Raw genomic sequence first — 25,311 nt, 5'->3', positions numbered from 1 at the left:
CGCGGTGCGGCCAGCCCCCTTCTCCCCGTCACTATACGGGGAGAAGGTGCCGGCAGCGGGGCAGCGCTGACATTGCCAGTCGGATACGATTGCCCTGCTAGACCATCCGGCTCAGCGCATCGAAGAAGGTGACCATATCGATACTGAGCGGCTCGTCGACCGGCTCAGGCTGCGACGACATCTTGGCGATAACCACCTCCGCCTTGGGATTGACGTAGAGCCACTGGCCGTGGATGCCGATACCGCAAAAAGCGCCGCTGGCCGCGCCGGTCTGGTACCATTTGTTGCGGTAGCGGCCTTGCGGGAAGCGGAACGCCATCGCGCCACGCTGCCAGGCGTCCGTGTCTCCGCCTGTGCTGACAGTGTCGCGCACCCAGGCTTCCGGCACGATGCGGCGGCCATGGGCGATGCCGCCCTGCCGCATCATCTCGCCGACCCGGGCCAGATCGCGCGGCGTCACCGAAATGCCGCCGGCCGTGCGCGCAGTGCCGGCCATGTCGACTGTCACCGAGGCTTCGGTCATTGCACCAAGCGGCAGCCACAATTTCTCGTGCATCAACTCGGCGAAGCGCTGGCCGGACGCGCGTTCGAGCAGGATGCCGAGCAGGTCGGAATTGGGCGAGCGGTAGCGGAACGTCCGGCCATGCGGCTCGTCAAGGCGCTGCAGCGTCAGCATGAAGTCGGCCAGGCTTTCCATGCCGCCGCCCGGATTCCACAGCGTCGCGCGGCGATAGCGGGCAAAGGCGCTTTCCGGATCGAGATAGGCTTCTTCGAAGTCGAGGCTGACGCTCATGTCGAGCACATGCCGCACGCTGGCATCGCCATAGGCCGAGCCGGCAGCTTCCGGCAGATAGCGGGTCACCGGCGCCTGCGGATCGAAAACTCCCTCGCCTTCCAATATGCCGGCCAGAATGGCGGTCAGCGACTTGCTGATCGAGAAGATGATGTGGCGCGCGCCGAACTCCATATGCGGTGCGAACCAGTCGCCGACGAATTTGCCGGCTTTCGTGATCGTCAGCGCGTCGGTGTCGGAGCGCGCGAGAAAGGCCGCAACAGTCTCGGCACCGCCGGTCAGCGCGACCTTTTCGTCAAGCAGCCCGTCAAGATCTTGTGCCGGCGCCTCACTGCCGCTTGACGCTGCAGCGACACGTGCGCTCGGCACCAACTCGCCGACATTCTGGAACGACCACCGGCTGAGCGGGCTTTCGCGCCAGTTGCCGAGCAGCACCTTGTTGCGGGCAAAGCCATGTCTGGTCTCGAACGCGGTCTTACCGGTCATGGCTTTTCCTTCCGGTTTTTAGGAACTTAGAGACTGTTTCGAAATCAGATGGCCGCCAGAGTAGAGTTTCCAAACCGTCACTTAGCCAAGCGCGGCGGCGATCACGTGGACGGCTTTCATCGTCGCCACCGAAAAGGCGATGCTGGTGAAATCGGGGTAGCTCGAAAGCTTCACCACGACCATTCTCCTGTTCCAGTCGATATGGATCAGCTGCCCGAACACCCCCCGGCACATCAGCGCGCGCGAACGCGGGTCCTCGATCCAGAACTGGTTGCGGTAGCTGCCTTGCGGCAGGCTGGGATTGAAGTCCGGTCCGTGCCTGCCGGTGCGCGTCGCCTCGATCCAGTCGGCCGGCACGACACCGCCGCCATGGTCGAGGATCAGCTGGCCGAAACGGCCATAGTCGCGCAGCGTGGCGTTGAAGCCGCCATCGGCGATGGCGTAGCCGGCGCTGTCGACGGTGAAGCAGGCGCTTTCATCCGCGCCGAGCTTTTGCCAGAGTTCTTCCGAAACCAGTTGCGCCAGCCGCTTGCCGGTCACCCGTTCCATGATGAAGGCGAGCACGTCGGTCTCTATCGAACGATACTCGAACGCAGCGCCATGCGGCCGGCTTGTCTTCTTGAGCCGCAGGATCAATTCGAACATATGCGATGGCCACTCGAAGGCCGGGTCGCTGTCCGGCGGCACCGGCTTCCAGCTGCTGGCGACATCGACCTGGCCGATATCGGAATAGCGGTCGGTGTATTCCTCCGAAAAACGCACGCCGGTCGTCATATCGAGCACATGCTGCACGCTGGCGCCGGCCCAGCCGGTAGCTTCCAGCTCCGGCAGATAGGTCGTCACCGGCATGGCGGGATCGATCAGGCCGCGCCCGGCGAGTATGCCGAACACCGAGCCCGTGACCGACTTGGCCATCGACTGCGACAAATGCAGCGTGCGCTCGGTCATGCCGTTGCAATAGCGCTCATAGGCGATCTTGCCATCCTTGAGCACGAGGAACCCATCCGTATAGGTTTCGTCCAGCAGCCCGGCCAGCGTCGAAGGCTGCCCCGTGCTGCCGCCCACCGGCAGCGCGTCGAGATCGACCTCGGTCCGCTCGAAGCGGCGGCGATGGCCATTGCCGCGCCAGACTTCGACGGTCGGCAGAATTTCGCGGATGTGCTGGAATGCCCACCGATTCCAGGGTCCCCTGTCCCAGTCGAGCTTCGGCGGCACCATCTTGGGCGGTGAGCCCTGCATGATCGGCGGCGCCGGTTCACTATTGCGGTAGGAAGTCATGAGATGCGTCCCGGCAATATGAAAACGGACCCGGCGGCGCCCGCCGCCGGGTCCGTCAACGATGCGATCACTTCTGCAGTTCGGTCCAGATCCTGGTGTAGAGTGCCTGCACGTCGGGCGCGCAGGTCAGCATGAACGTGCCCTTGTCGGCGAACTCGGCGGGGATGTTGACCTCCGGCGCCGTTTTCATGTCCTCAGGCATGAAGGCTTCCGATCCTTTGATGCCGTTGGCGTAGCGCGCGAAAGACGAGATCATCGCGGCGTTCTCGGGAGCCATGACGAAGTTCTGGAACAGCTTGGCGTTCTCGACGTTCTTGGCGTCCTTCAGCACCGCGAGATTGTCCATGAAGATTGGATAGCCCTCCTTCGGATAGCCAAAGACGATATCTTTGTTCTGCAGGCGGGAGCGAAACGACGCGCCGTTCCAGTCGACGCTGGCGGCGAAGTCGCCCTTGGCGAACTTCTCGACCGTGCCGTAGTCCATGGAAATCCATTTCGGCTTTGCCGCCACCAGCACATCGCGCACCTTCTTCAGCACCTCCTTGTCGCCGGTGCACGGCTCGCCGCCGACATATCTGATGGCGAGATGCATGACGTCGGCCATTTCGGGAACGACGTTGATCTTGCCGACCAGTTCCGGCGGCGGATCCAGGAAGATGGCCGAGGTGTTGGGATCGCCCTTGTAGACTGCGGTGTTGACCGTGACGCCAGTCGTGCCCCACTGCCACGGCACGGTGTATTTGCGGCCCGGATCGAAGGGAACATCGACCCATTTCGGATCCATGTTCTTGAAGTTCTCCATCTTGTCCGGCTCTGTCTCCAGGAGCAGCCCTTCCTGGATCCAGATCGGCACGAAGCTCGCCGAGGGCACCACGACATCGAAGCCGCTGCCGCCCTGCCTGATCTTGGCCAGCGCGGTGTCGTTGGAATCGTAGTCGGTGACTGTCACCTTGACCTTGTATGTCTCCTCGAATTTCTTGACGAGCTCGGGGCTGGTGTAGTTGCCCCAATTGTAGATGTTGAGTTCGCCGTCGGCGCGGGCGAGACCCGCCGAGGCGAACAGCGCGGCGCTGAGCGCCGTCGCAGTCAGTTTCCACTTCATCGTATCTCTCCTGTCACTCGTGATCCTTTTTCCTGCTGATGAAAAAGAAGACGGTGACGATCAAGATCGAGATCAGCAGGAACACCGTCGAAATTGCGTTGATTTCCGGCGTGATAAAGCGCCGGAACTGGCCGAGCATGTAGGTCGGCAACGTGTCCTGGCCGCCGGACTTGACGAACTCGGTGATGACGACGTCATCCAGCGAGATGACGAAGGCCAGCATCAACCCGGCAAGGATGCCTGGCCACAGCAGCGGAAAGGTGACGCGCCTAAATGCCTTCCAGGGTGTCGCGTAGAGGTCGGCCGCCGCGGTCTCCAGCGACAGGTCCATGCTCTCGAGCCGCGCCCGGATCGGCAGATAGGCAAAGGGAATGCAAAAAGCGGTATGCGCCGCCATCAGGTAGCCCAGCCCCGAATAGCCGGTCCAGATCTTGATGCGCGAGAAGAAGATCAGCAGCGCCACCGCAGTGACGATCTCCGGCACCATCAGCGGCTGGTTGATGAAGGCGTATTTGAAGCCGAGGCCGGGATAGGGTTTGGTTCGGGTCGTGGCGAGTGCAGCCATGGTGGCGACGATGGTGGCGACAGTCGCGGCGACCAAAGCGATTTGCAGCGACCGGATGGCGGCATCGACGACCTGGTTGTTGTTCCAGGCCTGGTAGAACCAGCGCAGCGACACGCCTTCCCAGATCGCGATCGAATTGCCGGCGTTAAAGGCATAGACGACAAGCGTGACGATCGGCAGGTACAGCGCGAAGAAGCAGATCATGGCGATGGTGGTGAAGCCGGTCTGCCGGCGGATGTCGAAGCGGCTAGCCATGCGCACCACCCCGGCGCCCGACGGAGCGGACATACAACAGCATCGCGACCATCACGATCGCCATCAGCGACAGCGACAGCGCCGAGCCGAGCGGCCAGTTACGGCCTTGCCCGAACTGCAGCTCGATCAGATTGCCGAGCATCATATTCTTCGACCCGCCGAGCACGCGCGGGGTGACATAGGCGCCCAGCGCCGGGATGAAGACCAGGATCGAGCCGGCGATGATGCCGGGCTTGACCAGCGGGATGATGACGCGCCTCAGCACCTGGAAACGGTTGGCATAGAGGTCGTAACCCGCCTCGACCAGCCGGAAGTCGATCTTTTCCATGCTGGCATAGAGCGGCAGCACCATCAGCGGCAGATAGACATAGGTCATGCCGACCATCAGCGCGAAATCGGTGAACATCATCTGGATCGGCTGGCTGATGATGCCGAGCTTGACCAGCACCGTGTTGACGAGGCCCTCATTGCGGATCACCTCCTGGATGGCGAAGGTGCGGATCAAGAGATTGGTCCAGAACGGGATGGTGATCAGGAACAGCCAGATGTCGCGCTGGCGCGGCGGCCGTGTGGCGATGAAATAGGCGGTCGGGAAGCCAAACAGCAGCGTCAGGATCGTTGTCAAAAACGACAGCTTGGCCGAGCGCCAGAAGATCGACAGATGCGCGTCGGCGAAGGCCAGCGTATCGTCGAAGATGTCACGCTGCATCAGCACCGACAGCCAGCCGTCGGTCGAGAATTTCCACACCACGTCGCCATACGGCCCAGGCGTCAGGAAGGAATAGATCACGACGATCAGCAGCGGGCCGGTCGCGGCGAGAAAGATGATGATCAGTGCCGGCGCCGACAGCAGCCAGCGATCGCGGATCTCTCGCCGCTCGGCTTCCTCCGCGACTTGTTCTGCGCTCGCCATCAGTCCCTCAGCACTTGCGCGGCGTCGTTGCCGATCGAAATGCCGACCTTGTCGCCCCGCTCGAAACCGCAGCCGGCGCTGCGCGAGTTCTGCTGGCGCACGGTGAAGCTCTCGCTGCTGTCCAGGCGAACATGGATGTGCGTGTCGGTGCCCAAATAGACGATGTTTTCGACCGTGCCCGACAGGTCGCCCTTGCCGCTGGTCAGCTTGGCATGTTCGGGCCTGACCACCACGGTGGCATTGTCCTTCGGCAGGAAGCCCTCAGCCACGGTCGCGTCGATCGTCGCGCCGGATTTGAGCGTTGCGCGTGCCTTGCCGTTGCCCATGCCAGATATGGCCGCCGTCAGGAAATTGGTTTCGCCGATGAAGTCGGCGACGAAGCGCTCCGCCGGCTTGTCGTAGATGTCCCAGGGCGTGCCGACCTGCAGGATCTTGCCCGACGACATCACCGCGATGCGGTCCGACATGGTCAGCGCTTCTTCCTGGTCGTGGGTGACGAAGATGAAGGTGATGCCGGTCTCGTGCTGCAGCCGCTTCAGCTCGATCTGCATCTCCTTGCGCAGCTTGAAGTCGAGCGCCGACAGCGGCTCGTCGAGCAGCAGCACTTTTGGCTGCGGCGCGAGAGCGCGCGCCAGCGCCACGCGCTGCTGCTGGCCGCCGGAAATCTGGCTGGTGCGGCGGTTGCTCAGCGCCTCCATCTTGACCAGCTTCAGCATCTCGGCGACCCGCGCCCTGACTTCGGCCTTGCGCTTGCCGAGCATTTCGAGGCCGAAGCCGATGTTCTCGGCCACCGTCATATGCGGGAACAGCGCATAGTTCTGGAACACGGTATTGACCGGCCGCTTGAACGGCGGCAGCGGCGCTATGTCCTGGCCGTGCAGCAAGATCTCGCCGGCGCTCGGGAAGTCGAAGCCGGCGATCAGCCGCAGCAGCGTCGTCTTCCCGCAGCCGGACGGGCCAAGCAGCGTAAAAAACTCATTTTCGCGGATCGACACCGAAACCGTGTCGAGGGCGGCGACCTGTGACTCCCCGCTACCGAAGACCTTGCGGACGCCACGAACTTCAATTGCACTTTTACCCGGTTGTTCCGGCACGATTACCCCATTCTTGTGTCCGCTCTTCTGGCGGATCCAGTTCCCACTCGATTGTCAGCACACGGCGCATGGCTTGGCAAGCACACATCTGAATGTCGATCCAGAACGCAATTCCCGTGCCACCGTCAGGCCTGGTAGGTGATCTTGCCGCCGCAGATCGTCGTCACCGGCCGCACCGTATGCAGCGCTTCCGGCGCGGTCGCCTCGATGTCGGCTGAGAGCACCACGAGATCGGCCATAAAGCCTGCCTTGAGGCGGCCCTTGCGGTGCTCCATGAACTCGGCATAGGCGCCTTCCACCGTGTAGCCCGCTAGTGATTCATGCAGCGAAAAGCTCTGGTCGGGATCGCCCTCTGCCCAAGGTTTGCGCAGCACCGCCGCCTGAATGCCCAGGATCGGATCGATCGGCGACACCGGCCAGTCGGAAGCGAAGACGACATGCGCGCCCGCCTGCTTCAGCGTCCGCCAGGCATAGCTCAGCGGCCATCTTTCGCGGCCGATGCGCGAAAGCGTCGGCTCCAGCGGGAAGTCCATGGCGCCGGGCGGGTGCGGCGGCTGCATCGAGGCGATGACGGCAAGCTCTGCGAAGCGCGGTATGTCGGCGGCAGTGACCACCTCGATATGCTCGACCCGGTGCCGGCTGTCGCGCCTGCCGTTCTTCCGCCGCGCCGCCTCATAACCATCGAGGACCGCACGCACCGCGCCGTCGCCGATCGAATGCACGGCGACCTGCAGCCCGCGCCGGTCGGCCTCCACCGCCACCTCGGCGAGATGCTCCGGCGTAAACAGCGGCTCACCGCGCCAGCCCGGCCGGTCGGCATAGTCGTCGACCATCACCGCGGTCCAGCCTTCCAGCACGCCGTCGTAAAACATCTTGACCATGCCGGACGACAGCCATTCGCCCGCGTATCGCTCAGCCATATCAGAGGCTTTGTCGAGCATGTCGAGCGTCATGAAGTTCTTGTAGTGGAACGGCACCTGCACCCGGCACAGCAAGTCGCCCTCGGCCTCGATCTCGGACAGGAGTTCGAGCTGGTGCAAATTGCCGTCCATGTTCTGGATCGAGGTGATGCCGTGCCTGGCGCACCATTCCAGCCCGCGGCGCATGATCGCCCGGTCGGAGGCCTGCTCCGCCGGCGTCGGCTTCGGGTCCGGCTCGCCGCCGGTGGCCAGGCCGAGCCGCACACGCTCCTCGCCGGCCAGCGCGATCAGCGGCCCAAAGGCCTCGCCCTCGCGCAATTCGCCACCGGCCAACCCGTCGTCGCCCATGACGATCTCGTTGCCGGGACCAAGCCGCTTGCCTCCAAGCAGGCCGGCCAATTCCAGTGCCTTGGTGTTCGCCCACATTGTGTGGTGGTCGGGCGCCGCCATGACGAAGGGCCTATCCGGAAGGATGCGGTCGAGGTGATGGCGGCTGACCCGTTCCGTCGCCGACAGGATGGTATAGTCGGCGCCTTGCGCCTGCAGGACGGATAGATCCGGCCGCTTTGCGGCATAGTTGCGCACAGCATCGCAAAGCGCATCGAAACCGTGGACGCCCATCAGTTGGAGATGATCGAGTTCGGCCGCGCCGCCGAAAAGATGCATATGCGCTTCGATGAAGCCGGGAACGACGGAGCCGCGCTCGGCGTCTATGACGCGCGTGCCGGATCCCTTGTGCTCCAGCACGGTCGCGCGATCTGCGATCGCAATGATTTCGCCGCCCTTGATCGCTATGGCTTCGGCGCGGGGAGTATCGGGATCCATCGTCAATATGCTGGCGTTCTCGACGATCAGATCGGCCGATGGCGGCATAATTTTCTCCCGTTTGAGCTAAGGCTAGCAGAGTATTGGCGTCTGGCAAGCCGCCGCTGCCGCTCGCAACAACGATCCGGGAAAGCCTCTTGGCGGGGCTGAAACTCTCTGCCACAAAGCAATTCGTCAATGACGGATACGCAACCCGAAGAGCGAGCCGGCCGCCAAAATGAAGACTGTTTTTTCCCCTCTTCACGCCGGTCATGCCGGCAATTTCGAGCTCATTTCGGGCGCCATCGTACCGGCCTTCGAGAAGCCCTCGCGCGCCGAGTTCATCAAGGCGAGGGTTGAGAGCGAAAATCTCGGCCCGATCCTGCCATCCGAGACCCACGACCTCGCTGCCGCCAAGCAGGTGCATACCAGCGACTACATCGATTTCCTGCCGACCGTATGGCCGCTCTGGGAAGCGTCGGGCCGGACCGGCTCGGCCCTCCCCTTCACCTGGCCGACGCGCGGCCTGCGCGGCGATGTGCGCCCCCAAACCATCGATGCGCTGCTTGGCTTTTACTCCTTCGACGGCGGCGCCAGCTTCGTCAAAGGCACCTGGGAGGCGATCAAGTCGTCCTACGACGTGGCGCTGACCGCAGCCGCTCTAGTCAAGGGCGGCGAGATATCAGCCTTCGCGCTCTGCCGCCCGCCTGGCCATCATGCCGGTGCTGCGTTCATGGGCGGCTATTGCTACATCAACAACGCCGCGGTTGCCGCGCAATGGTTCCGCGACCAGGGCGCCAGGCGCGTCTCGATCCTCGATGTCGATTACCATCACGGCAACGGCACGCAGGAGATCTTCTACAGCCGCAGCGACGTGCAGGTGCTGAACCTGCATGGCGACCCGATGACCGAATATCCGTTTTTCCTCGGCCATGCCGACGAGCGCGGCGCCGGGCCCGGCGAAGGCTTCAATGTCAACTACCCCATGCCGTTCGGCACCGCATGGGATGCCTGGAATGCTTCGCTGGAGGACGCCTGCGCAAAACTTGCGGCTTACGCTCCCGAGGTCGTAGTCGTCTCGCTCGGCGTCGACACGTTCGAGAAGGACCCGATCAGCAGGTTCAAGCTGAAAAGCGCCGACTATCCCAAGATTGGCCGCCGCATCGCCCAGCTTGGCCTGCCGACGCTGTTCGTCATGGAAGGCGGCTACGCCGTCGAGGAAATCGGCATCAACGCCGTCGGCGTGCTGACCGGATTCGAGGATCGGTAATGCATGCGCCCAAAGGGCTGCCCAGGCGTTAGACCCGAGAGAGCGCAGCGGTGATGGCAGCTACGCCACTTGGCCGCCGATCGTCTGGAGCGCGCCACTTCCCCGGGCCCTCCCAATTCGACAAGCCTGGTTGACGGGAAACAGCGGATCGATCGTCATTGTCTGCTCTCCGGCGCGTAATGGAGGATGACAACACCTGACTTGAGCGTCCTCGTCTCGAGATGCTTCAGGCGTATCCGGTTCGCGCCGCCCTTGAAGAGCGGCGTGCCTCTCCCCAGAATAACGGGGTTGATCCCGAGGTGATACTCGTCGATCAGGCCGTGCTCCATCAGGGTCGCCGTGAGGTCGGCGCTGCCGAACACGAAGATGTCTCCGCCGTCCCTGGTCTTCAGCTTGGAGACTTCTTCCGCGACATTGCTGTTGAAGAGCTTCGTGTTGTTCCAGTCGGCGCTTTTCAGCGTGCGCGAGAAGACCACCTTCTCGATCTTGTTCATGAAATCCGCGATCCAGCCTTGCTCGGACGGCCAATAGGCTGCCATGAGCTCGTAGGTCACGCGGCCGAAGATCAGCGTGTCGGCCTTTTCCTGGGTCTCACGAATGTAGTTCTCGAGTTCTTCTTCAAAGACGAACCAGCTGATGTCCCTGTCCGGACCTTCGAAGAAGCCGTCGACACTCACCATGTCCCATATGATCAGCTTTCTCATAGAACCCTCCTCTTCGTGTATCCCTTTGTGAATTCTCGGCCTATCCCGTGAAGCGGAAGCGCATGTTGGTGATCTGCCCCGCTTCCCGAGCCCTCGGTCTTCTCCAGCCTGACCGGCTCCATGCCGTTCTGGCTGAAGCGGCGGATGCCGTCGCCGATGAGGTCTGGCGCGACATGGAGACCTCGTCGACAAGCCCTGATTCGGGCCGACGGGAAGTCGCAGCATTTCAGCGGGATGCGACGAAGCGTTCCAGTTTGCCGAGAGTTTGCAGTCCCAGTTCCACGGCACCGAAGCCCTTCGCCTCCTGGAACTCGGCAGCCGTGCTGAATACCATGCCCAGCGTTACCTTCGTTGCCCCGTCCTGATCCTCGAACGAGGCCCAGGCGTCGGCATGTTTCGGCCCGTTCTCGCCCCAATGCAGCGTATAGCCGATCCTCTCCTCGGGCCGGACCTCGTTATAGAGATGGTGGTTCGGGAAAACCGTGCCGTCAGACGCGATCATGTCGAATACCCACTCGCCGCCCGCTCGCAAGTCGATCCTCTTCGTTCGACAGGAGAAGCCTTCCGGCCCCCACCATTGCGGCAGCGTTTCACGGTTCATCCACGCGCCCCAGACGATGGACCGCGGCGCCTGAATCACGCGCTGCAGCACCATGGTTCGTTCGGCCGCGCCCGCGAGGTTGTCCAGGCCGGCACCGAAGCCCGCCCGGTAGCCTGCTTCCATGTCCTGCGCCAGTGAGCAAAGTTGCACCGTCACGACCAGCCGGCTGCGCTCGTGCGTGCCTGAGAGATCTGCCGTCACCAGCGCTGCTGATTGCGTCACGCCTTCGCACGAGACCACCTCGTAGTTCACGCTGCACACCGCCGGCTGCAACGCCAGCCAGCCGCACTCGCAGTGGATGTCCGGACGGCCCTCTGCCTTGCAGAGCGAGACCTCGCGTCCACCCACCCTGGTGTCGGCCTCCAAAAACTCCACGGTGACCGAGGGCGATGGCGCAGCCCAGATCGCCCGCGCGGCTGGGGCCGTCCAAGCCTCCCACAGCACGGCCAATGGCGCGGCCACGTCCCGTTCGAAGGTCAGCGTCGCAAAACGGCCCTTCCTATCATCGGGCACCGCACGGGTCGCACTGTTTGTAGCGAGGTTCTGTGTCATTCTGCGCGCTCCTTCTTCATCACATTCATCACAAATGCGTCCAACCGGTCGAGCCGAGCTTCCCAGATGGCCCGCTGTTCATCGAGCCATGTTCGCGCTGGATCCAGAGCCTCGGGTACGATGGCGCAGGTGCGTATCCGCCCGTCCTTGGACGTGGTGATCAACCCTGCCTCCTCCAGCACGGAAAGGTGCCGCATCACCGTGGGCAGCCGCAGTCCCGTGGGCCCAGCCAGATCCGTTACCCGCGCAGGTGTTTCGGCGAGCCGGGTCAGGATCGACCGGCGGGTCGGATCAGCGAGCGCGTGGAAGAGCAGCGAGAGATCAGGATCATGCTTAGCCATATCGCTAACTATCGCCCAATTTGCCGGTGGCGCAAGCGAAAACTTCGTCAAGTTGCTAAGTATTTTTTGCGCAACGCGCCGAGTTGTTGGAGCAGGCGGATTCTGTTGCTGGCTTGCTGGAGAAAGTCGTTCCCAGCGATGCTCGCACAGGCCGATGCCTGCAGTCGAAGACAAAATCCTGAAGCCGCCAGTCCGCTTCCCGGACGGAAGGTCGGACACCTCACCGAAGCGCTTCACGCGGCCTGCAAGAATGGCCGCGGACCTGCTCCCGCCACCGCTATCTTGTTGTTGGACCATGATCTTATTTGAAAAGGCGTTCGCCCTTTGCGAGGTCATGCTCTACTTCTAGGGGACGGCATGAGGGCACCGATTCTGGAAGAACGCAGCATTTGAAGTCGGGGAAGCATCGATGATCGACGACGAGCCGGACAGCGAACGCGTCTCGGCGCTGGCGCCGTTCCGACACGGCATTTTCCGCGCCGTATGGTCCGCCAGTCTGGTTTCGAATTTCGGTGGCTTGATCCAGGGCGTCGGCGCCGCCTGGATGATGACCACGATCGCCACCTCGTCCTATCAGGTTGCGCTGGTCCAGGCTTCGACCACCTTGCCGATCATGCTGTTTGCGCTCGTTGCCGGGGCCATCGCCGACAGCTTCAACCGGCGCAAGGTCATGCTGATTGCCCAGATCTTCATGCTGGTCGTCTCGGTTCTGCTGACCGTGTTCACCTATCTTGGCTTGATGACGCCGTGGACGCTGCTCGCCTTCGCCTTCCTGATCAACAGCGGCACGGCGCTTTACAACCCGTCATGGCAAGCTTCTGTCGGCGACATGGTGCCGCGCGCCAAGCTGCCGGCTGCCGTCGCGCTCAATTCGTTGGGCTTCAACCTGACGCGCAGCGTCGGCCCGGCGATCGGCGGCATCATCGTTGCCGCCGCAGGTGCCGCAGCGGCCTTTGCCGCTAACGCATTGAGCTATGTCGGGCTGATCATCGTGCTGGCCCGCTGGAAGCCGGAATTGCCGGCCTCGACACTGCCGCGCGAGACGCTGGGCGCGGCGATGGGTGCTGGCCTGCGCTACGTCGCCATGTCGCCCAATATCGGCAAGGTGCTGGTAAGGGGTGCGGCTTTCGGCTTCAGCGCCGGCGCGGTCCTGGCGCTGCTGCCGCTGGTGGCGCGCAATGTCGTCAAGGGCGATGCCTTGACCTACGGCATCATGCTCGGTGCTTTCGGCATCGGCGCCGTCGGCGGCGCGCTGATCAGCGTCAGGCTGAGGCAGATTCTGTCAAGCGAGACGATGGTTCGCATGGCATTCGCCGGCTTCGCGCTCTGCGCCTTCAATGCCGCCGTCAGCGATCAGGCCTGGCAAACGTCGCTCGGGCTGCTCATCGGCGGCGCCTGCTGGGTGGCCGCGCTGGCGCATTTCAACGTCACGGTGCAGATGTCGACGCCGCGCTGGGTGGTCGGCCGGGTGCTCTCGGTCTATCAGACGGCGACTTTCGGCGGCATCGCCCTCGGCAGCTGGATTTGGGGCGTCGTCGCTGATTCGCATGGCGCCGAGTTCGCGCTGATCGCGGCCGCCGTCGCGATGCTGGCGGGCGGCGCGATCGGCCTGTTGCTGCCTTTGCCGCAGCAGGCGGTGCTCAACCTCGATCCGCTGAACCGTTTCAAGGAGCCGCATCTTGCACTCGACCTGAAACTGCGCAGCGGGCCGATCGCCATCATGATCGAGTACATCATCCGCGAGGAGGACGTGCCGGAATTCCTGGCCACCATGGCCGAACGCGGCCGCATCCGCCGCCGTGACGGCGCCCGCAACTGGACGCTGGCGCGCGATCTCGAAAATCCCGCAATATGGATCGAGCACTATCACACGCCGACATGGCTCGAATACATCCGCCACAACAAGCGGGCCACCCATGCCGACGCCGTTGTCGGCGAGCGCGTGCGGGCGCTGCACAGCGGCGACGAGCCGCCGCGCGTCCGCCGCATGATCGAGCGTCCGACAACCGCCGGCACGACAATCGTCATGCCGAAAGGACCGATCGAGCATTAGGTTGACGTAGCGCTGTGGAAGAAGCACGCGCAAGCTCATTCGCTGGGCCCGCATTGCGCCCAGAAGCGGACGTTGTCGCCTGAAGCATTGCAAATGCTATTTCATTTCACCTTGATGACAACCTTGCCCTTGGCCCGGCCCTGTTCAATGTATGCCAATGCCTCGTTTGTCTGCTCAAGCGGAAAGACACGATCTACGACCGGGCGGATGACGCCCGTTTCGATGAGCGACGTGATTTTTGTCAACTGCCCGCCATTGGCCGCCATGAACAGGAACGAATATCGGACATCTGCGCGTTTCGCCCGTCGCCTGATGCCTGCGCTCAAAACGCGCATGACCAGGTTCAGCACCCAGTTCAGCCCTTTCTCCCTGGCAAACCCGGGATCGGGCGGACCGGAGATCGAAACGGCGACGCCACCTGGCTTCAACACACGCAGGGACTTTTCGAGGGTCTTGTTGTCCTGGCTATTCAGGACGACATCGTAGCCCGAAAGGACTTTCTCGAAGTCATCCTTCTTGTAGTCGACAATGACATCGGCGCCCAGCTTCCTGACCATATCCGTGTTCGAGGAGCTTGTTGTCGTGGCGACCGTCGCGCCGAGGTGCTTTGCCAATTGAATGGCGAATGTCCCCACTCCGCCGGAGCCGGCCTGAATGAAAACCTTCTGTCCTTTCTTCAGGCTCGCTCTTTCGACCAGCGCCTGCCAGGCAGTCAGCCCCACCAGGGGAATCGACGCGGCCTCTTCCATGCTGAGGTTTTTTGGCTTCAGCGCCACGTCCGCATCATCAATCGCGATGTACTCGGCGAAAGCCCCGATCCGACCGTCGCGCGGTCGCGCATAGACCTCGTCGCCCGGTTTGAACTGTCGGACCTTCGAGCCGACGCGAATGACCGTTCCGGCCACGTCATGGCCTGCAACGAAAGGCCGGCGATAGGGCAGGATTAGTTTGAATTCTCCGTCCCTGATCTTGGAGTCCAGCTGATTGAGACTGGCGGCATGGATCTGCACCAGCACGTCCTTCTCCCCGACTTCCGGCTCCGGAACGTCTCCGAGCCGCAGGGGAGCGTTCTTTGCGTATCGATCGATGATGAAGGCCTTCATGGCAGCTTTCCCAAATTGAGGGACCCGGAGTGACGCGCCCCTATTGCATTACGCCCATTTACTGATATTATGCTCATAATGCAATAGCTGATCGAAGGAGAAAGCAACATGCGCTACGAGAAGGGCAGGAAGGACGCATCGCGGCAGCGGATCATGGATGTGGCGACCGAACGGTTTCGCTCCGACGGCATCGCTGCATCAGGTATCGCCGGCATCATGGGCGAGGCGGGACTGACCAACGGCGCGTTCTATCCGCATTTTCCATCCAAGGCGGCGCTCGTGCGTGAGAGCGTGGCGGCGGCCCTGGAGGTTCAGGCGACCCAGATTCAGGAGGCGGTGGCTGCCGGTGGCCTGCCAATGGCAATCGACGCGTATCTGTCGGCGGAACACCGAGACAATCCAGGCCACGGTTGCGCTTCAGCCGCGCTGTTGCCCGAAATTGCGCGTGAGCCGGTCGAGACGCGCCAGGTTTACGCCGAGCACCTGCTCAAGCTCGTACGCCCGGTGGCGGCCGAACTGACACCCGACGCCCGCGACCCCGAAGATGTCGCGTTCGGCGTCTTCGCGACCCTGATCGGCACGCTTGAGCTATCGCGCGCGGTGAACGGGACCGAACTGTCCGATCGCATCCTTGCGGCTGGCGCGGCAGCGGCGAAGGCGCTGCTCCAGCCCCGCGACAACGACAAGCCGGAAGAAAGGAAACCATCATGAACGTGCATCAGCTGTCGCGACCTGCCGCGATCATCAAGCACGAGGACGTGCCGACAAAAACGGTCGACGTCGGCGGCACGAAATTCGCCTACCGCGAGCTCGGCCCCAAGTCAGGGGTACCGGTAATCTTCCTTACCCATCTGAGTGCAGTTCTCGACAATTGGGATCCTCGGGTCGTCGATGGCATTGCCGCAAAACGGCGCGTTATCACCTTCGATAACCGTGGTGTTGGCGCATCAGGCGGGTCCACTCCCAACACGGTGGAGGCGATGGCCCGCGACGCGATCGCCTTCGTCCGGGCGCTCGGCTTCGAGCAGGTCGACCTGCTCGGCCTCTCTCTTGGCGGCTTCATCGCCCAGGCGATTGTTCAGCTCGAGCCTGATCTGGTTCGCAAGATCATCCTCGCGGGAACCGGCCCAGCCGGTGGTACCGGCATCGACAGGGTGACATCAGTCACCATCTTCGACATGATCCGCGCCGCGCTGACCATCAGGGACCCAAAGAACTACCTCTTCTTCACCCAAAGCCCCAACGGCAAGAAGGCGGCGCGCGAGTTTCTGCAGCGCTTGAAGGAACGGATCAATGACCGCGACAAGCCCATCGCCCTCGGCGCTTTCAGCCAGCAGCTCAAGGCAGTCCGTGCCTTTGGCCTTGAGCGCCCTGCCGACCTATCGCGTGTCCGGCACCCGGTGCTCGTGGTGAATGGCGATCACGACAGAATGGTGCCCACCAGCAATTCCGTCGACCTGGCACGACGCTTCCCCAATGCCGAGCTGGTCCTGTACGAGGACGGCGGGCATACGGCCATTTTCCAGTATCACGGCGCCTTCGTGGAAAAGGCCCTGGACTTCCTCGAGGCCTAATCCGGCCGTGCCGGTGTGGCCAGTTGGTGGGCAAATGACGCTTCGATCCATGCGCTAACCTGACGGGCAACACCGTACACTAGATCGGGGAAGCCCTGAGGACGGAAGCGCACGCAAGCTAATTCGCCGAATCTGCGTTGCTTCGACAACGGACCTTCAGTCTGTTCCCGTAAAGCCAAGTGACACCCGTGCGTCAGGATGCGGCGCGCAGGCTCGTACGGACGCGCCGCCTGCTTGTGGCGCGGGACTTCTCCGCCACGACACCGGTGATCTCGACCACGCCGTTCTCATGCGGTTTGGCGTTTGTGACCTTGTGGAGACGCTCATAGGGCAATAATTCCTTGACCCGGGCGTCGAGCACCGCGACTTCGGCTCGCAGGTCCTCGCATTCCTGCCTCTGGACATCGAGCTGTATCTGTTCGGATGCCTGCTGCAGGGAAAGCTGCGAAAAATTCGCGCTCACGGTCGAGAGGTGCATCTTGTCGTTTTCGTTCTCCTTTCTGAGAACCGACAACCTTTCCTCCGCAATTTGCTTTTCGGCGACAGCGTCGCTCCATTGAGCCTTGAGATTGGCGATCTCGCTCGCGGCTTGATTGTTCTCGTTCGAGGCGACTTCAAATCGTGATTGGAGGTTGCGAATTTCAGAACGCAGGCCGCCGATCTCAGCGAAACTACGCGCACGCTCGGCTTCCCTGTCACCTTCCATGATACGGGCCGCTTCCGTCATTTCCGACAGCTTCGCTTGCGCGATATCGAGCGATTTCTGCAGCCGCATCTCCTCTTGTTCGCTCTTGCCGAGCGCAGACAGCAGTTCCGAAAGTCGCGCCGCGTCACTGGCATGAATCGTCGAGAGCTCGTCCAGCCGGTGCCGCGCCTCAGCTTCCCGCTTCAGCGCCTTGTCGAAGTCGATCGACAGGCTGACATGCTTTTCCCGCAATATCTCGTTCTCGCGCGCGCATCGGTTGGCCTCGGCCGTTCTGGCCGAAAGCGTTTTGACGAGGTCGCCGAACTCCGCTTCGCGTTCTGCGCTCGCATTGCCTGCCACGACGAGTTCCAGCTTTGCTGCAGCCAGCGCACTGCGAAGTGCCTCCTTGTCCTCTGCCAGGCTTATCTCGCGCTGCTGCAGGGCCTCGACGACGCTTTCACGCTCGCGCTGCTTTCTGGTCGCATCGTGGAACTGCTCCGATAGCACTCTTTGCTGCGTGGTCAGGCTGCCATTTGCCAGTTCCAGTTCGTTGGCGCGAAGAATGTCCCCGTGAAGCAGCTTCAGGAATTCGCCTGTCAGGTGATGCGAGGTCGTGATCTCCGACAGTTTCGTGTTGATCTCCTCCAGATACTCGCGCGCATCGTCAAACAGCCCCTCAACGGCATCTAGCGCAGCCAGGCGGGTTTGTGTGTGGGAGGTCAGCCGCCGTGCGATCTCGGGAGCGTCGGCATCGTCCTCGGGCTGAGAGTTGTCATTCCTTGCCGCGAGGTTCTCATCCGGAACGTTGTCCAACGGCGATTGGTCGTCCAGGTTGAGACACTCATCGAACGCATCCGCCAAATCGGCTTCGAGTTCCTTGAATGCCCTGTCCACCGTCTCGGCACGCTTGATCAGACTTCTGATTTTCATGACTGAACATCCCCTACTGTAACGCCATCTGGGGTCTTGATCCTCGCCTCCCGGATACGGGTTCATCCCCTTCCCCCTGATCGCGCGGTGGCGCATGAGGCGAGCCCACGCTAGGGACAGGCCTGGCCACTGTCCTCGTCTGTTTGAATGATGCAGACCTTGTAACTGCCAGTGTGGACAGCGCAGCTTCACTGCGGCGATAAAACCCATCATCATATCGGGAACCGCGTTGACGTAAACGTCAACCCGAAGCTATATGCGCCGGCGACCTTGATCGCGAAATGCGCAAGACGGCGACTTCGGGCCGGATCAAAGTGCCCCAGACCGAAGTGCCCCAGACCGAAGTGCAATGGGGTGCGACAAACGCAACGAGACGAGGAGAACGGCCATGGGCGTTCAGGAAATTGCCGACAAGATCAGCGCGCGCGTGGCGAGTGCCGGGTTCGATCGTTCCGTGAAATTCGACACTGGAGGCGACGGCGTCATCGTCATCGACGGCGCTCAAGTCTCGACCACCGACGCGCCGGCCGACTGCACGATAAAGCTTTCGCTCGACGATCTGGAATCGCTGATATCAGGCGATCTCAACCCGACCATGGCGTTCATGTCCGGCAAGATAAAGGTCGAAGGCGACATGAGCGTCGCCATGGCGCTGAGCCAGTTGATCGGCTGACCCATTCCAATCCTGGATGGAAACAAGCCGCCGCCCGATGGCAGCGGCTTGTTTCCGATCCGTCAGGCAGCGAGCGACAGCCCCGCTGTGCCTTCAGCTTGCGCCCGGCCGCCTTCAGCGTGCCCTGCGCGCCGGCGAGCACGCCTTCCACCAGCTCCCGCGCCAGCAGGCGGTGCCGCTCATAAGGTCCCGGCATGGCCAGCGAGCCGGTTTTATCGGCCGAGAACCCGAAGCGCTCGTAATAGGGCGCATCGCCGACCAGCAGGATCGCCGCATGGCCGAGGCGCGCGGCTTCAGCGATTGCATGGCGCATCAGCGCCGAGCCGATGCCGGCATTCTTGATTGTGGGATCGACGGCGAGCGGGCCAAGCAGAAGGGCGGACCTACCGCCCTCGCCCAGCACGACATCCCAGAGCCGCACGGTGCCGGTGACAGCGCCCGACGCGTCGCGTGCGACAAAGGCCAGGCCTTCCGAAGGCCGGCGGCCGCGCCGCAGCTTTTCCGACGATTTTCTCCGGCGCTTCGGCCCCATGGCGCGATCGAGCAAGACCTCGCGTGCCGGGACGTCGGCAGCGGTTTCGGCGGTGATGACGAAAGCGCCAGCAATCTCCCTCCTAGAGGGGGAGATGTCGCCGAAGCCGACAGAGGGGGGCGCCGCGCGTGAAGCGCCGGCGCCACACAGTCCAAGAGAGGTCGCGACAGCTGAGCCGACCCCCTCTGGCCTGCCGGCCATCTCCCCCTCAAGGGGGGAGATTTGCCGGCTCACAGCGCCATCAACGATGAAATCCACAATTTCCATTTCCGCGATCCTTCACGAGCGGATTGTTCCACAGGCGAGCCCGGGCGGGCGACAGGCGCCCACCTCGGGATGATCTGACCGGCTCTTGCGAGCCGTCAGATCACGTAGGATCGGAGAGGCTCGAAGCCGTTGAAGGCGACCGAGGCGTAGGTCGTCGTGTAGGCGCCGGTGCCCTCGATCAGCACCTCGTCGCCGATGGTCAGCGACAGGGGCAGCGGATACGGCGTCTTCTCGTACATCACGTCGGCCGAATCGCAGGTCGGGCCGGCGAGCACGCACGGCGCGGTCTCGGTGCCGTCATGCGCGGTGACGATCGGGTAGCGGATCGCCTCGTCCATCGTCTCGGCGAGCCCGCCGAACTTGCCGATGTCGAGGAAGACCCAACGCACATTGTCGTTGTCGGCCTTCTTCGAGATCAGCACGACTTCCGACTTGATGACGCCGGCATTGCCGACCATGCCGCGGCCCGGTTCGATGATGGTCTCGGGAATCGCGTTGCCGAAATGCTTGCGCAGCGCCGAGAAGATCGCCTGGCCATAGGCCTGTGCCACCGGCACGTCCCTGAGGTAACGGGTCGGGAAACCGCCGCCCATATTGACCATCTTGAGCACAATGCCTTCGTCAGCGAGCGTAGCGAACACCTTTTTGGCGTCGCCGAGCGCGCGGTCCCAGGCGGTCAGGTCGGTCTGCTGCGAGCCGACATGGAACGACACGCCATAGGCGTCGAGCCCTAGCGCCTTCGCATGGCGCAGCACGTCGACGGCCATCGCCGGCACGCAGCCGAACTTGCGCGACAGCGGCCATTCGGCGCCTTCGCCATCGGTCAGCACGCGGCAGAACACACGGGCGCCGGGTGCAACGCGGGCGATCTTCTCGACCTCCTCGACGCAGTCCACCGCGAACAGCCGGATGCCGAGCTGATAGGCGCGCTGGATGTCGCGCTCCTTCTTGATGGTGTTGCCGAAGGAGATGCGGTCCGCCGGCGCGCCGGCGTCCATCGCCATCTCGACTTCGGCAACGGAAGCGGTGTCGAAGGACGAGCCCATCGCAGCAAGCAGGCGCAGGATTTCCGGCGCCGGATTTGCTTTCACCGCATAGTAGATTTTCGAATCGGGAAGCGCCTTCTCGAAGGCGCGGAAATTGTCGCGCACGACATCGAGATCGACGACGAGGCAAGGGCCGTTCGGACGTCGGGTGGCGAGGAAGTCAAGGATGCGCTGGGTAGCCATCGGGGTCTCTCCATAGCGCCTTTCGGCGCGCACAAAGGCTGCGGGACGCGGGTCATCGACCTCACGAACACGCGGTGGACAAAGGCGGGACGTCGATCCATGGAACCAGCCGGTGGAGACCCCGGAACCATGAAGCGCCGTCTCGCGGCGGTGAACCTTGGCCTTGCCCGGCCTCGGTTCGCTTTGTCTGCCTTGGCTTGGATTGGGAGAACCCGTTCCGCACTGCCGGCAATGAAGGTGTGCCTCTTCAGTAACCCCGGTCTTTGGACGACCGGCAGAACACCAGAAAGGCCCGCACCGTCGTTGCTTCAAGGTGTCCTCGGTCTGGCGGTTGGCCGCTAAACCGACTGGAGGGGTTAGCTCCAGTTACCTTACCGATATCCCTCACCATTTTGAGGATCGGCGGACACCCACAGGCACGTGCGACTTTGGGCAAGCGCGATATAAGGTCGATGGATTTCACAATCAATAAAAATCGTACGCCAGGTTGTAAAATTCCTGGCGTCGAACAATGTTGCAACAACTGTATCCGGATATCGAACGCATGGCAGGCACTCGCGGCCCTCTGAACGCTTTTCTCGACCTCGATGGTATACCTGTATCCAATGCGCAATCCGGCCCGCTTGCCGGCCTGCGACTGGCCGTCAAGGATATTTACGACGTCGCCGGCTACCGCACCGGCTGCGGCAATCCGCAGAAATACCAGCAGGTTTCACCCGCCTCGGCGACGGCGCCGGCCGTCCAGGCGCTGCTTGATTCGGGCGCGCGCTTCGTCGGCAAGACGCAGACCGACGAACTGGCCTTCTCGCTGATGGGGCTGAACGCGCATTTCCCGTCGCCGGTCAATCCGGCAGCACCTGATCGCGTCACCGGCGGCTCGTCCTCCGGTTCCGCCGCCGCGGTCGCCGGCGGGCTGGCCGATATCGCCGCCGGATCCGATACCGGCGGCTCGATTCGCGCCCCGGCAAGCTTTTGTGGGCTGATCGGTCTGAGGACCACGCATGGCCGCATCTCGCTCGAAGGCGCCATGCCGCTGGCCCCTTCACTTGATACGTTCGGCTGGTTCGCCAGGGACACGGCCACCTATGACAAGGTCGGCGCGGTGCTGCTCGGCGACGATCTGCACAACCACGAATTGCAGCGCCCCCTCGCGCTGGATGCGCTGGACGGGCTCGTGCTCGGCCCGCGGGAAGCTAACGAGTATCGCGCCATGGTCCGCGCTGTCGCATCGGTGCTGGGCGCACCGCGTACCGTTGCCCCACTGTCGCATTCCACCGACGATCTCTATTGGTGCTTCCGCAAACTGCAGGGGTACGAGGCGTGGCAAAATCATGGTGCCTGGATCGCCGGCGGCGATCGGATGCTCGGCCCCGGCGTTAAGGAGCGCTTCGAGCATGGCGCAGCCATCGACGCGGCAACCGCGCAAATCGAAACGGAACGTCGCGTTTCGTTTCGTCTTGAGCTTGCCGACCTGCTTGGCGAGGACGGCGTTCTTGTGCTGCCGACCGCTCCAGGTGCCGCCCCGCTCAAGGCCGCCTCATTCGACGATTTGCAGACCTATCGCGAACGCGCGCTGAGACTGTTGTGTCTCTCCGGTCTGTCCGGCTTTCCGCAGATCACCCTGCCGCTGGGCTTGGTTGACGGCGCCCCGTTCGGCCTCTCGCTGCTCGGACCGAAAAACAGCGACCGGCAGCTGATGGCGCTTGCCGCGCGCATCCTTTCAGCCCACCAGAGGAGCGCATGACATGGATACGCTGACCCGCATGCGCGCCTTCATCGACGTTGTCGAGGCCGAAGGATTTTCGGCAGCGGCTCGCAAGATCGGCCGCTCCAAGGCGCTGCTGTCGAAATATGTGCGCGAGTTGGAGGACGAGCTCGGCGCGCTGCTGCTCAACCGCACCACCAGGCAGTTCTCGCTGACCGAGGCCGGCCACACCTATTACCGCCGCGCCTCGGAAATCGTCCGCGAGGTCGACAGCCTGGCCGATGCGGTGCGCGAATCCTCCGGCGACGTGCGCGGCAGGATCAAGCTGTCGGCGCCGCGCACCTTCGCCGATGCGCCGATCGGCCTATCGCTGATCGACTTCGCCAAGCAGCATCCCGACATCGTGCTCGACATTCATCTCGATGACCGCTTCGTCGATCTGGTCGAGGAAGGTTTCGATCTCGCCGTGCGCATTTCGCGGCTGGAAAGCTCCTCGCTGATTGCCAGGCGCCTGGCGCCGTTCTCGGTGCGGCTGTGCGCATCTCCCGAGCTGATCGCCAGGCACGGCATGCCGGCGCGGCCGCAGGACCTTGGCCGCATGCCCTGCATCATCGACACCAATGGCCGCTGGCTGACCAACTGGCCGTTCAAGGGCGACAGCGGCGACACGGTGACCGTTTCGGTCTCCGGTCCGATCGAGGTCAACAGTCCGATGGCGGCAAGGGCGGCCGCCGTGGCGGGATTGGGATTTTCCGTCCTGCCGGATTTCATCGCCGCGCCCGATATCGAAAGTGGCCGGCTGGTGACCGCGTTGGATGACCGCATCCTGCCGGGTGGCGGCATTTTCGCCGTCTATCCGCACCGGCGCTATTTGCCTGCGAAAGTTCGCGTCTTTGTCGATTTCCTGGTGCAGTGGTTCAAGTCGATTGACAATGCATGAGCTTTTAGCCGCCCGGGGTCCCATTTTCGCCCGCTTTCTGGTAACTCTCGACAGTCACCGAAGTCGATGGAATCACCACCCAGAATGAACCTGAAGCGGCAAGCAATCATGATGGCTTCGGCCATGGCGGCGACATTTGCCACGGTCGGGCCAGCCGACGTGCATCCCCACGTCTTCGCCGAGGCTCGCCTCGAAGTGATCCTCAGCCCGGATCACCAAAGTGTGAAGGCCTTGCGCCATGTCTGGCGCTTCGACGATTTGTTTTCGAGCACGGTGATGATGGAGTTCGACAAGAATTCCGACCTGAAGCTCGACGACAAGGAGCTGAAGGAAGTCGCCGACACCGTCCATGCTTCGCTGGCGGAGTTCAACTACTTCCAGCTCGTCACCGTCGACGGCAAGGATGAGGCGATGAGCCCGCCGCCGCAGCTGATGGCGAATTTCGACAACGACCAGCTCATTATCCTGTTCGAATCCGAACCCAAGGCGCCGACCAGGCTGGCCGGCAAGATCGATATCGGCGTCTATGACCCGACCTTCTACACGGCGATCGACTTCACCGAGGATGCCAATATGCAGGTCGCCGACTTGCCGTCGACATGCACGAGCAAGGTCGTTCGTCCGAACCCCGACGAGGCGATCGCCGCGAACCAGAAGAACCTGACGGATGCCTTCTTCAATGATCCGACAGGCACCGATATGAGCAAGATATTTGCGACCAAGCTTGAACTGAACTGTCAGCCAAAAGGATAATCCGGTGACGAAACCGTCCCTGCGTTTGGCTTTCGGCCTCTTGGCCGCCGCCCTTGTCATGACGCACGTCCTCGGCTCAGCCCACGCCCAGAGCTCGCTCGGCATCGGCACCAATGACGGGATGGCCCCCACCACCGGCCCGTTCGCCCAGATCCTGATGTGGATCAATTTGCGTCAGCAGGAATTCTACCGCGCGCTTGCCGGTGCGATGAAGGCGATGCGTGAGGACGGCAGCAAGCTGTGGCTGCTTATCGGCCTGTCCTTCGCCTACGGCATTTTCCATGCCGCCGGCCCCGGTCACGGCAAGGCGGTGATCTCGTCCTACATGGTCGCGAACGAAGTCGCGCTCAAACGCGGCATCATGCTGTCCTTCGTCTCGGCCCTGTTGCAGGCGCTGACGGCGATCCTGGTGATGATGCTCGCCTACTTCGTCCTGCGCGGCACCACCATATCGATGACCGACGCGGCATGGTTCCTCGAAGTCACGAGTTTTGTCTTTATCACCCTGTTCGGCGCCTGGCTTTTGTGGCGCAAGGCCGGCCCTGCCATCCTTCGCCTGTTCGGCGCGAACCCTGCCTACAGCCTCTCGGCGGCCCATGCCGGCCATTCGCAAACAGGCCATCCTGCACATGCACATTCAGTGCATGCGCCTCACGCACATGGCCATAACGGCCACGATAGCCATGATCATGGCGCACACGACCATGACCATGGCGGGCACCATCACCATGGCGGGCACCATCACCATGCGGCGGGCGAAGTCTGCGAGACATGCGGACATTCACACGCGCCCGACCCGGCGCTGCTTTCCGGCGACCGCTTCGACTGGCGCACCGCCTGGTCGGCGGTGGCTGCGGTCGGTATCCGCCCCTGCTCGGGCGCGCTGATCGTGCTGAGCTTTGCCATGCTCAACGGGCTGTGGTTCGGCGGCATTCTGTCGGTGCTGGCGATGGCACTCGGCACCGCGATCACCGTCTCGATCCTGGCGACGCTGGCGGTGACGGCCAAGAACTGGGCGGTGTATTTCGCTGGCGACGGCCGCATGGGCAACCGCATCCACTCGATCGTCGAGATCGGCGGCGCAGCCTTCGTCTTTTTGTTTGGGTTGCTGTTGTTGTCGGCGAGCCTGACTGGCGGATGAAGCAGTCCCTTCACCCTTACCGGGCGTCGGCGCTGCCCCTCACCCTTA

General features: G+C 62.8%; 22 protein-coding genes and 1 pseudogene. 9 read left to right on the top strand and 14 right to left on the bottom strand.

What is annotated here, in order from left to right; genetic code table 11:
- Positions 1 to 97 precede the first annotated feature (97 nt).
- The 7 genes from AC0L2Z_RS08590 to AC0L2Z_RS08560 form a co-directional block, all read right to left on the bottom strand.
- Complete coding sequence (locus AC0L2Z_RS08590; protein WP_473627526.1) at positions 98 to 1,279, bottom strand: serine hydrolase domain-containing protein; 1,182 nt, start codon at positions 1,277 to 1,279, stop codon at positions 98 to 100.
- Positions 1,280 to 1,360: 81 nt separating this feature from the next.
- Positions 1,361 to 2,557 carry a serine hydrolase domain-containing protein gene (locus AC0L2Z_RS08585; protein WP_128173734.1) on the bottom strand — a complete coding sequence of 399 codons (1,197 nt, stop codon included), beginning with the start codon at positions 2,555 to 2,557 and terminating at the stop codon, positions 1,361 to 1,363.
- A 67-nt stretch (positions 2,558 to 2,624) separates the two neighbouring features.
- Positions 2,625 to 3,659, bottom strand: coding sequence for an ABC transporter substrate-binding protein (locus AC0L2Z_RS08580; RefSeq protein ID WP_128173735.1), 1,035 nt, complete (start codon positions 3,657 to 3,659; stop codon positions 2,625 to 2,627).
- 13 nt (positions 3,660 to 3,672) lie between these two features.
- Complete coding sequence (locus AC0L2Z_RS08575) at positions 3,673 to 4,479, bottom strand: ABC transporter permease (protein WP_128173736.1); 807 nt, start codon at positions 4,477 to 4,479, stop codon at positions 3,673 to 3,675.
- Entirely contained in the window at positions 4,472 to 5,392 is a 921-nt protein-coding gene (locus AC0L2Z_RS08570) for an ABC transporter permease (RefSeq protein ID WP_128173737.1), read from the bottom strand. Before AC0L2Z_RS08570 ends, AC0L2Z_RS08575 begins: the two co-directional genes overlap by 8 nt.
- Positions 5,392 to 6,486: an ABC transporter ATP-binding protein gene (locus AC0L2Z_RS08565; protein ID WP_473627525.1), complete on the bottom strand. Its 1,095-nt coding sequence runs from the start codon at positions 6,484 to 6,486 to the stop codon at positions 5,392 to 5,394. The genes AC0L2Z_RS08570 and AC0L2Z_RS08565 overlap by 1 nt, the downstream gene beginning before the upstream one ends.
- A gap of 125 nt (positions 6,487 to 6,611) precedes the next feature.
- Positions 6,612 to 8,279, bottom strand: a complete 1,668-nt coding sequence (locus AC0L2Z_RS08560) for an amidohydrolase (protein ID WP_287064627.1) — start codon at positions 8,277 to 8,279, stop codon at positions 6,612 to 6,614.
- 169 nt (positions 8,280 to 8,448) lie between these two features.
- On the opposite strand from AC0L2Z_RS08560, the gene AC0L2Z_RS08555 reads away from it, so the two are divergent.
- Entirely contained in the window at positions 8,449 to 9,480 is a 1,032-nt protein-coding gene (locus tag AC0L2Z_RS08555; protein ID WP_473627523.1) for a histone deacetylase family protein, read from the top strand.
- Between the two features lie 155 nt (positions 9,481 to 9,635).
- On the opposite strand, the gene AC0L2Z_RS08550 is transcribed toward AC0L2Z_RS08555, so the two are convergent.
- From AC0L2Z_RS08550 to AC0L2Z_RS08540, 3 genes are all read right to left on the bottom strand, one after another.
- A complete protein-coding gene (locus AC0L2Z_RS08550; RefSeq protein WP_473627522.1) occupies positions 9,636 to 10,184 on the bottom strand; it encodes a dihydrofolate reductase family protein in 549 nt (182 codons plus the stop codon).
- Positions 10,185 to 10,410: 226 nt separating this feature from the next.
- Positions 10,411 to 11,337: an SRPBCC family protein gene (locus tag AC0L2Z_RS08545; protein ID WP_473627521.1), complete on the bottom strand. Its 927-nt coding sequence runs from the start codon at positions 11,335 to 11,337 to the stop codon at positions 10,411 to 10,413.
- Positions 11,334 to 11,678 carry an ArsR/SmtB family transcription factor gene (locus tag AC0L2Z_RS08540; RefSeq protein ID WP_128183512.1) on the bottom strand — a complete coding sequence of 115 codons (345 nt, stop codon included), beginning with the start codon at positions 11,676 to 11,678 and terminating at the stop codon, positions 11,334 to 11,336. The genes AC0L2Z_RS08545 and AC0L2Z_RS08540 overlap by 4 nt, the downstream gene beginning before the upstream one ends.
- A gap of 409 nt (positions 11,679 to 12,087) precedes the next feature.
- Here AC0L2Z_RS08540 and AC0L2Z_RS08535 point away from each other — a divergent pair, with 409 nt between their 5' ends.
- Positions 12,088 to 13,731 (top strand): MFS transporter, encoded by a 1,644-nt coding sequence (locus AC0L2Z_RS08535; protein WP_473627519.1) that lies wholly within the window; start codon positions 12,088 to 12,090, stop codon positions 13,729 to 13,731.
- Positions 13,732 to 13,832: 101 nt separating this feature from the next.
- Here AC0L2Z_RS08535 and AC0L2Z_RS08530 read toward each other — a convergent pair whose 3' ends face one another.
- Positions 13,833 to 14,834: an NADP-dependent oxidoreductase gene (locus AC0L2Z_RS08530; protein WP_473627518.1), complete on the bottom strand. Its 1,002-nt coding sequence runs from the start codon at positions 14,832 to 14,834 to the stop codon at positions 13,833 to 13,835.
- 108 nt (positions 14,835 to 14,942) lie between these two features.
- Between AC0L2Z_RS08530 and AC0L2Z_RS08525 the strand changes: the two genes are divergently transcribed.
- Entirely contained in the window at positions 14,943 to 15,545 is a 603-nt protein-coding gene (locus AC0L2Z_RS08525; RefSeq protein ID WP_091594828.1) for a TetR/AcrR family transcriptional regulator, read from the top strand.
- Positions 15,542 to 16,408, top strand: a complete 867-nt coding sequence (locus AC0L2Z_RS08520; RefSeq protein ID WP_473627517.1) for an alpha/beta fold hydrolase — start codon at positions 15,542 to 15,544, stop codon at positions 16,406 to 16,408. Before AC0L2Z_RS08525 ends, AC0L2Z_RS08520 begins: the two co-directional genes overlap by 4 nt.
- Before the next feature lie 193 nt (positions 16,409 to 16,601).
- On the opposite strand, the gene AC0L2Z_RS08515 is transcribed toward AC0L2Z_RS08520, so the two are convergent.
- Positions 16,602 to 18,023, bottom strand: a complete 1,422-nt coding sequence (locus AC0L2Z_RS08515) for a coiled-coil domain-containing protein (protein WP_473627580.1) — start codon at positions 18,021 to 18,023, stop codon at positions 16,602 to 16,604.
- Positions 18,024 to 18,411: 388 nt separating this feature from the next.
- Between AC0L2Z_RS08515 and AC0L2Z_RS08510 the strand changes: the two genes are divergently transcribed.
- Complete coding sequence (locus AC0L2Z_RS08510) at positions 18,412 to 18,696, top strand: SCP2 sterol-binding domain-containing protein (RefSeq protein WP_473517363.1); 285 nt, start codon at positions 18,412 to 18,414, stop codon at positions 18,694 to 18,696.
- Positions 18,697 to 18,781: 85 nt separating this feature from the next.
- Here the strand turns inward: AC0L2Z_RS08510 and AC0L2Z_RS08505 are convergent.
- Positions 18,782 to 19,429 (bottom strand): annotated as a pseudogene (locus tag AC0L2Z_RS08505) (GNAT family N-acetyltransferase); the annotation flags it as partial.
- 161 nt (positions 19,430 to 19,590) lie between these two features.
- The gene (gene odc2, locus AC0L2Z_RS08500) at positions 19,591 to 20,724 is read right to left on the bottom strand and encodes an ornithine/lysine decarboxylase (protein WP_473627516.1); all 1,134 of its coding nucleotides are present in this window, start codon (positions 20,722 to 20,724) and stop codon (positions 19,591 to 19,593) included.
- A gap of 544 nt (positions 20,725 to 21,268) precedes the next feature.
- On the opposite strand from odc2, the gene AC0L2Z_RS08495 reads away from it, so the two are divergent.
- The 4 genes from AC0L2Z_RS08495 (at position 21,269) to AC0L2Z_RS08480 (ending at position 25,263) form a co-directional block, all read left to right on the top strand.
- Positions 21,269 to 22,468, top strand: coding sequence for an amidase (locus tag AC0L2Z_RS08495; protein WP_473627514.1), 1,200 nt, complete (start codon positions 21,269 to 21,271; stop codon positions 22,466 to 22,468).
- Position 22,469: 1 nt separating this feature from the next.
- On the top strand, positions 22,470 to 23,369 hold the full coding sequence (locus AC0L2Z_RS08490) for a LysR family transcriptional regulator (protein WP_027153220.1): 900 nt from the start codon (positions 22,470 to 22,472) through the stop codon (positions 23,367 to 23,369).
- 84 nt (positions 23,370 to 23,453) lie between these two features.
- Positions 23,454 to 24,122 (top strand): DUF1007 family protein, encoded by a 669-nt coding sequence (locus AC0L2Z_RS08485; RefSeq protein ID WP_023798037.1) that lies wholly within the window; start codon positions 23,454 to 23,456, stop codon positions 24,120 to 24,122.
- Positions 24,123 to 24,180: 58 nt separating this feature from the next.
- Positions 24,181 to 25,263 carry a nickel/cobalt transporter gene (locus AC0L2Z_RS08480; protein WP_473627578.1) on the top strand — a complete coding sequence of 361 codons (1,083 nt, stop codon included), beginning with the start codon at positions 24,181 to 24,183 and terminating at the stop codon, positions 25,261 to 25,263.
- The last annotated feature ends 48 nt before the right edge of the window (positions 25,264 to 25,311 follow it).

Source organism: Mesorhizobium sp. WSM4850, from assembly GCF_055811735.1.
This window is presented reverse-complemented; position numbering and strand designations above follow the sequence as displayed.

Bases quoted from the DNA above. Each gene is read 5' to 3' on its own strand.
- AC0L2Z_RS08590 (WP_473627526.1), bottom strand. From the start codon at position 1,279: ATGACCGGTAAGACCGCGTTCGAGACCAGACATGGCTTTGCCCGCAAC.
- AC0L2Z_RS08585 (WP_128173734.1), bottom strand. From the start codon at position 2,557: ATGACTTCCTACCGCAATAGTGAACCGGCGCCGCCGATCATGCAGGGC.
- AC0L2Z_RS08580 (WP_128173735.1), bottom strand. From the start codon at position 3,659: ATGAAGTGGAAACTGACTGCGACGGCGCTCAGCGCCGCGCTGTTCGCC.
- AC0L2Z_RS08575 (WP_128173736.1), bottom strand. From the start codon at position 4,479: ATGGCTAGCCGCTTCGACATCCGCCGGCAGACCGGCTTCACCACCATC.
- AC0L2Z_RS08570 (WP_128173737.1), bottom strand. From the start codon at position 5,392: ATGGCGAGCGCAGAACAAGTCGCGGAGGAAGCCGAGCGGCGAGAGATC.
- AC0L2Z_RS08560 (WP_287064627.1), bottom strand. From the start codon at position 8,279: ATGCCGCCATCGGCCGATCTGATCGTCGAGAACGCCAGCATATTGACG.
- AC0L2Z_RS08555 (WP_473627523.1), top strand. From the start codon at position 8,449: ATGAAGACTGTTTTTTCCCCTCTTCACGCCGGTCATGCCGGCAATTTC.
- AC0L2Z_RS08550 (WP_473627522.1), bottom strand. From the start codon at position 10,184: ATGAGAAAGCTGATCATATGGGACATGGTGAGTGTCGACGGCTTCTTC.
- AC0L2Z_RS08545 (WP_473627521.1), bottom strand. From the start codon at position 11,337: ATGACACAGAACCTCGCTACAAACAGTGCGACCCGTGCGGTGCCCGAT.
- AC0L2Z_RS08540 (WP_128183512.1), bottom strand. From the start codon at position 11,678: ATGGCTAAGCATGATCCTGATCTCTCGCTGCTCTTCCACGCGCTCGCT.
- AC0L2Z_RS08535 (WP_473627519.1), top strand. From the start codon at position 12,088: ATGATCGACGACGAGCCGGACAGCGAACGCGTCTCGGCGCTGGCGCCG.
- AC0L2Z_RS08530 (WP_473627518.1), bottom strand. From the start codon at position 14,834: ATGAAGGCCTTCATCATCGATCGATACGCAAAGAACGCTCCCCTGCGG.
- AC0L2Z_RS08525 (WP_091594828.1), top strand. From the start codon at position 14,943: ATGCGCTACGAGAAGGGCAGGAAGGACGCATCGCGGCAGCGGATCATG.
- AC0L2Z_RS08520 (WP_473627517.1), top strand. From the start codon at position 15,542: ATGAACGTGCATCAGCTGTCGCGACCTGCCGCGATCATCAAGCACGAG.
- AC0L2Z_RS08515 (WP_473627580.1), bottom strand. From the start codon at position 18,023: ATGAAAATCAGAAGTCTGATCAAGCGTGCCGAGACGGTGGACAGGGCA.
- AC0L2Z_RS08510 (WP_473517363.1), top strand. From the start codon at position 18,412: ATGGGCGTTCAGGAAATTGCCGACAAGATCAGCGCGCGCGTGGCGAGT.
- odc2 (WP_473627516.1), bottom strand. From the start codon at position 20,724: ATGGCTACCCAGCGCATCCTTGACTTCCTCGCCACCCGACGTCCGAAC.
- AC0L2Z_RS08495 (WP_473627514.1), top strand. From the start codon at position 21,269: ATGGCAGGCACTCGCGGCCCTCTGAACGCTTTTCTCGACCTCGATGGT.
- AC0L2Z_RS08490 (WP_027153220.1), top strand. From the start codon at position 22,470: ATGGATACGCTGACCCGCATGCGCGCCTTCATCGACGTTGTCGAGGCC.
- AC0L2Z_RS08485 (WP_023798037.1), top strand. From the start codon at position 23,454: ATGAACCTGAAGCGGCAAGCAATCATGATGGCTTCGGCCATGGCGGCG.
- AC0L2Z_RS08480 (WP_473627578.1), top strand. From the start codon at position 24,181: ATGACGCACGTCCTCGGCTCAGCCCACGCCCAGAGCTCGCTCGGCATC.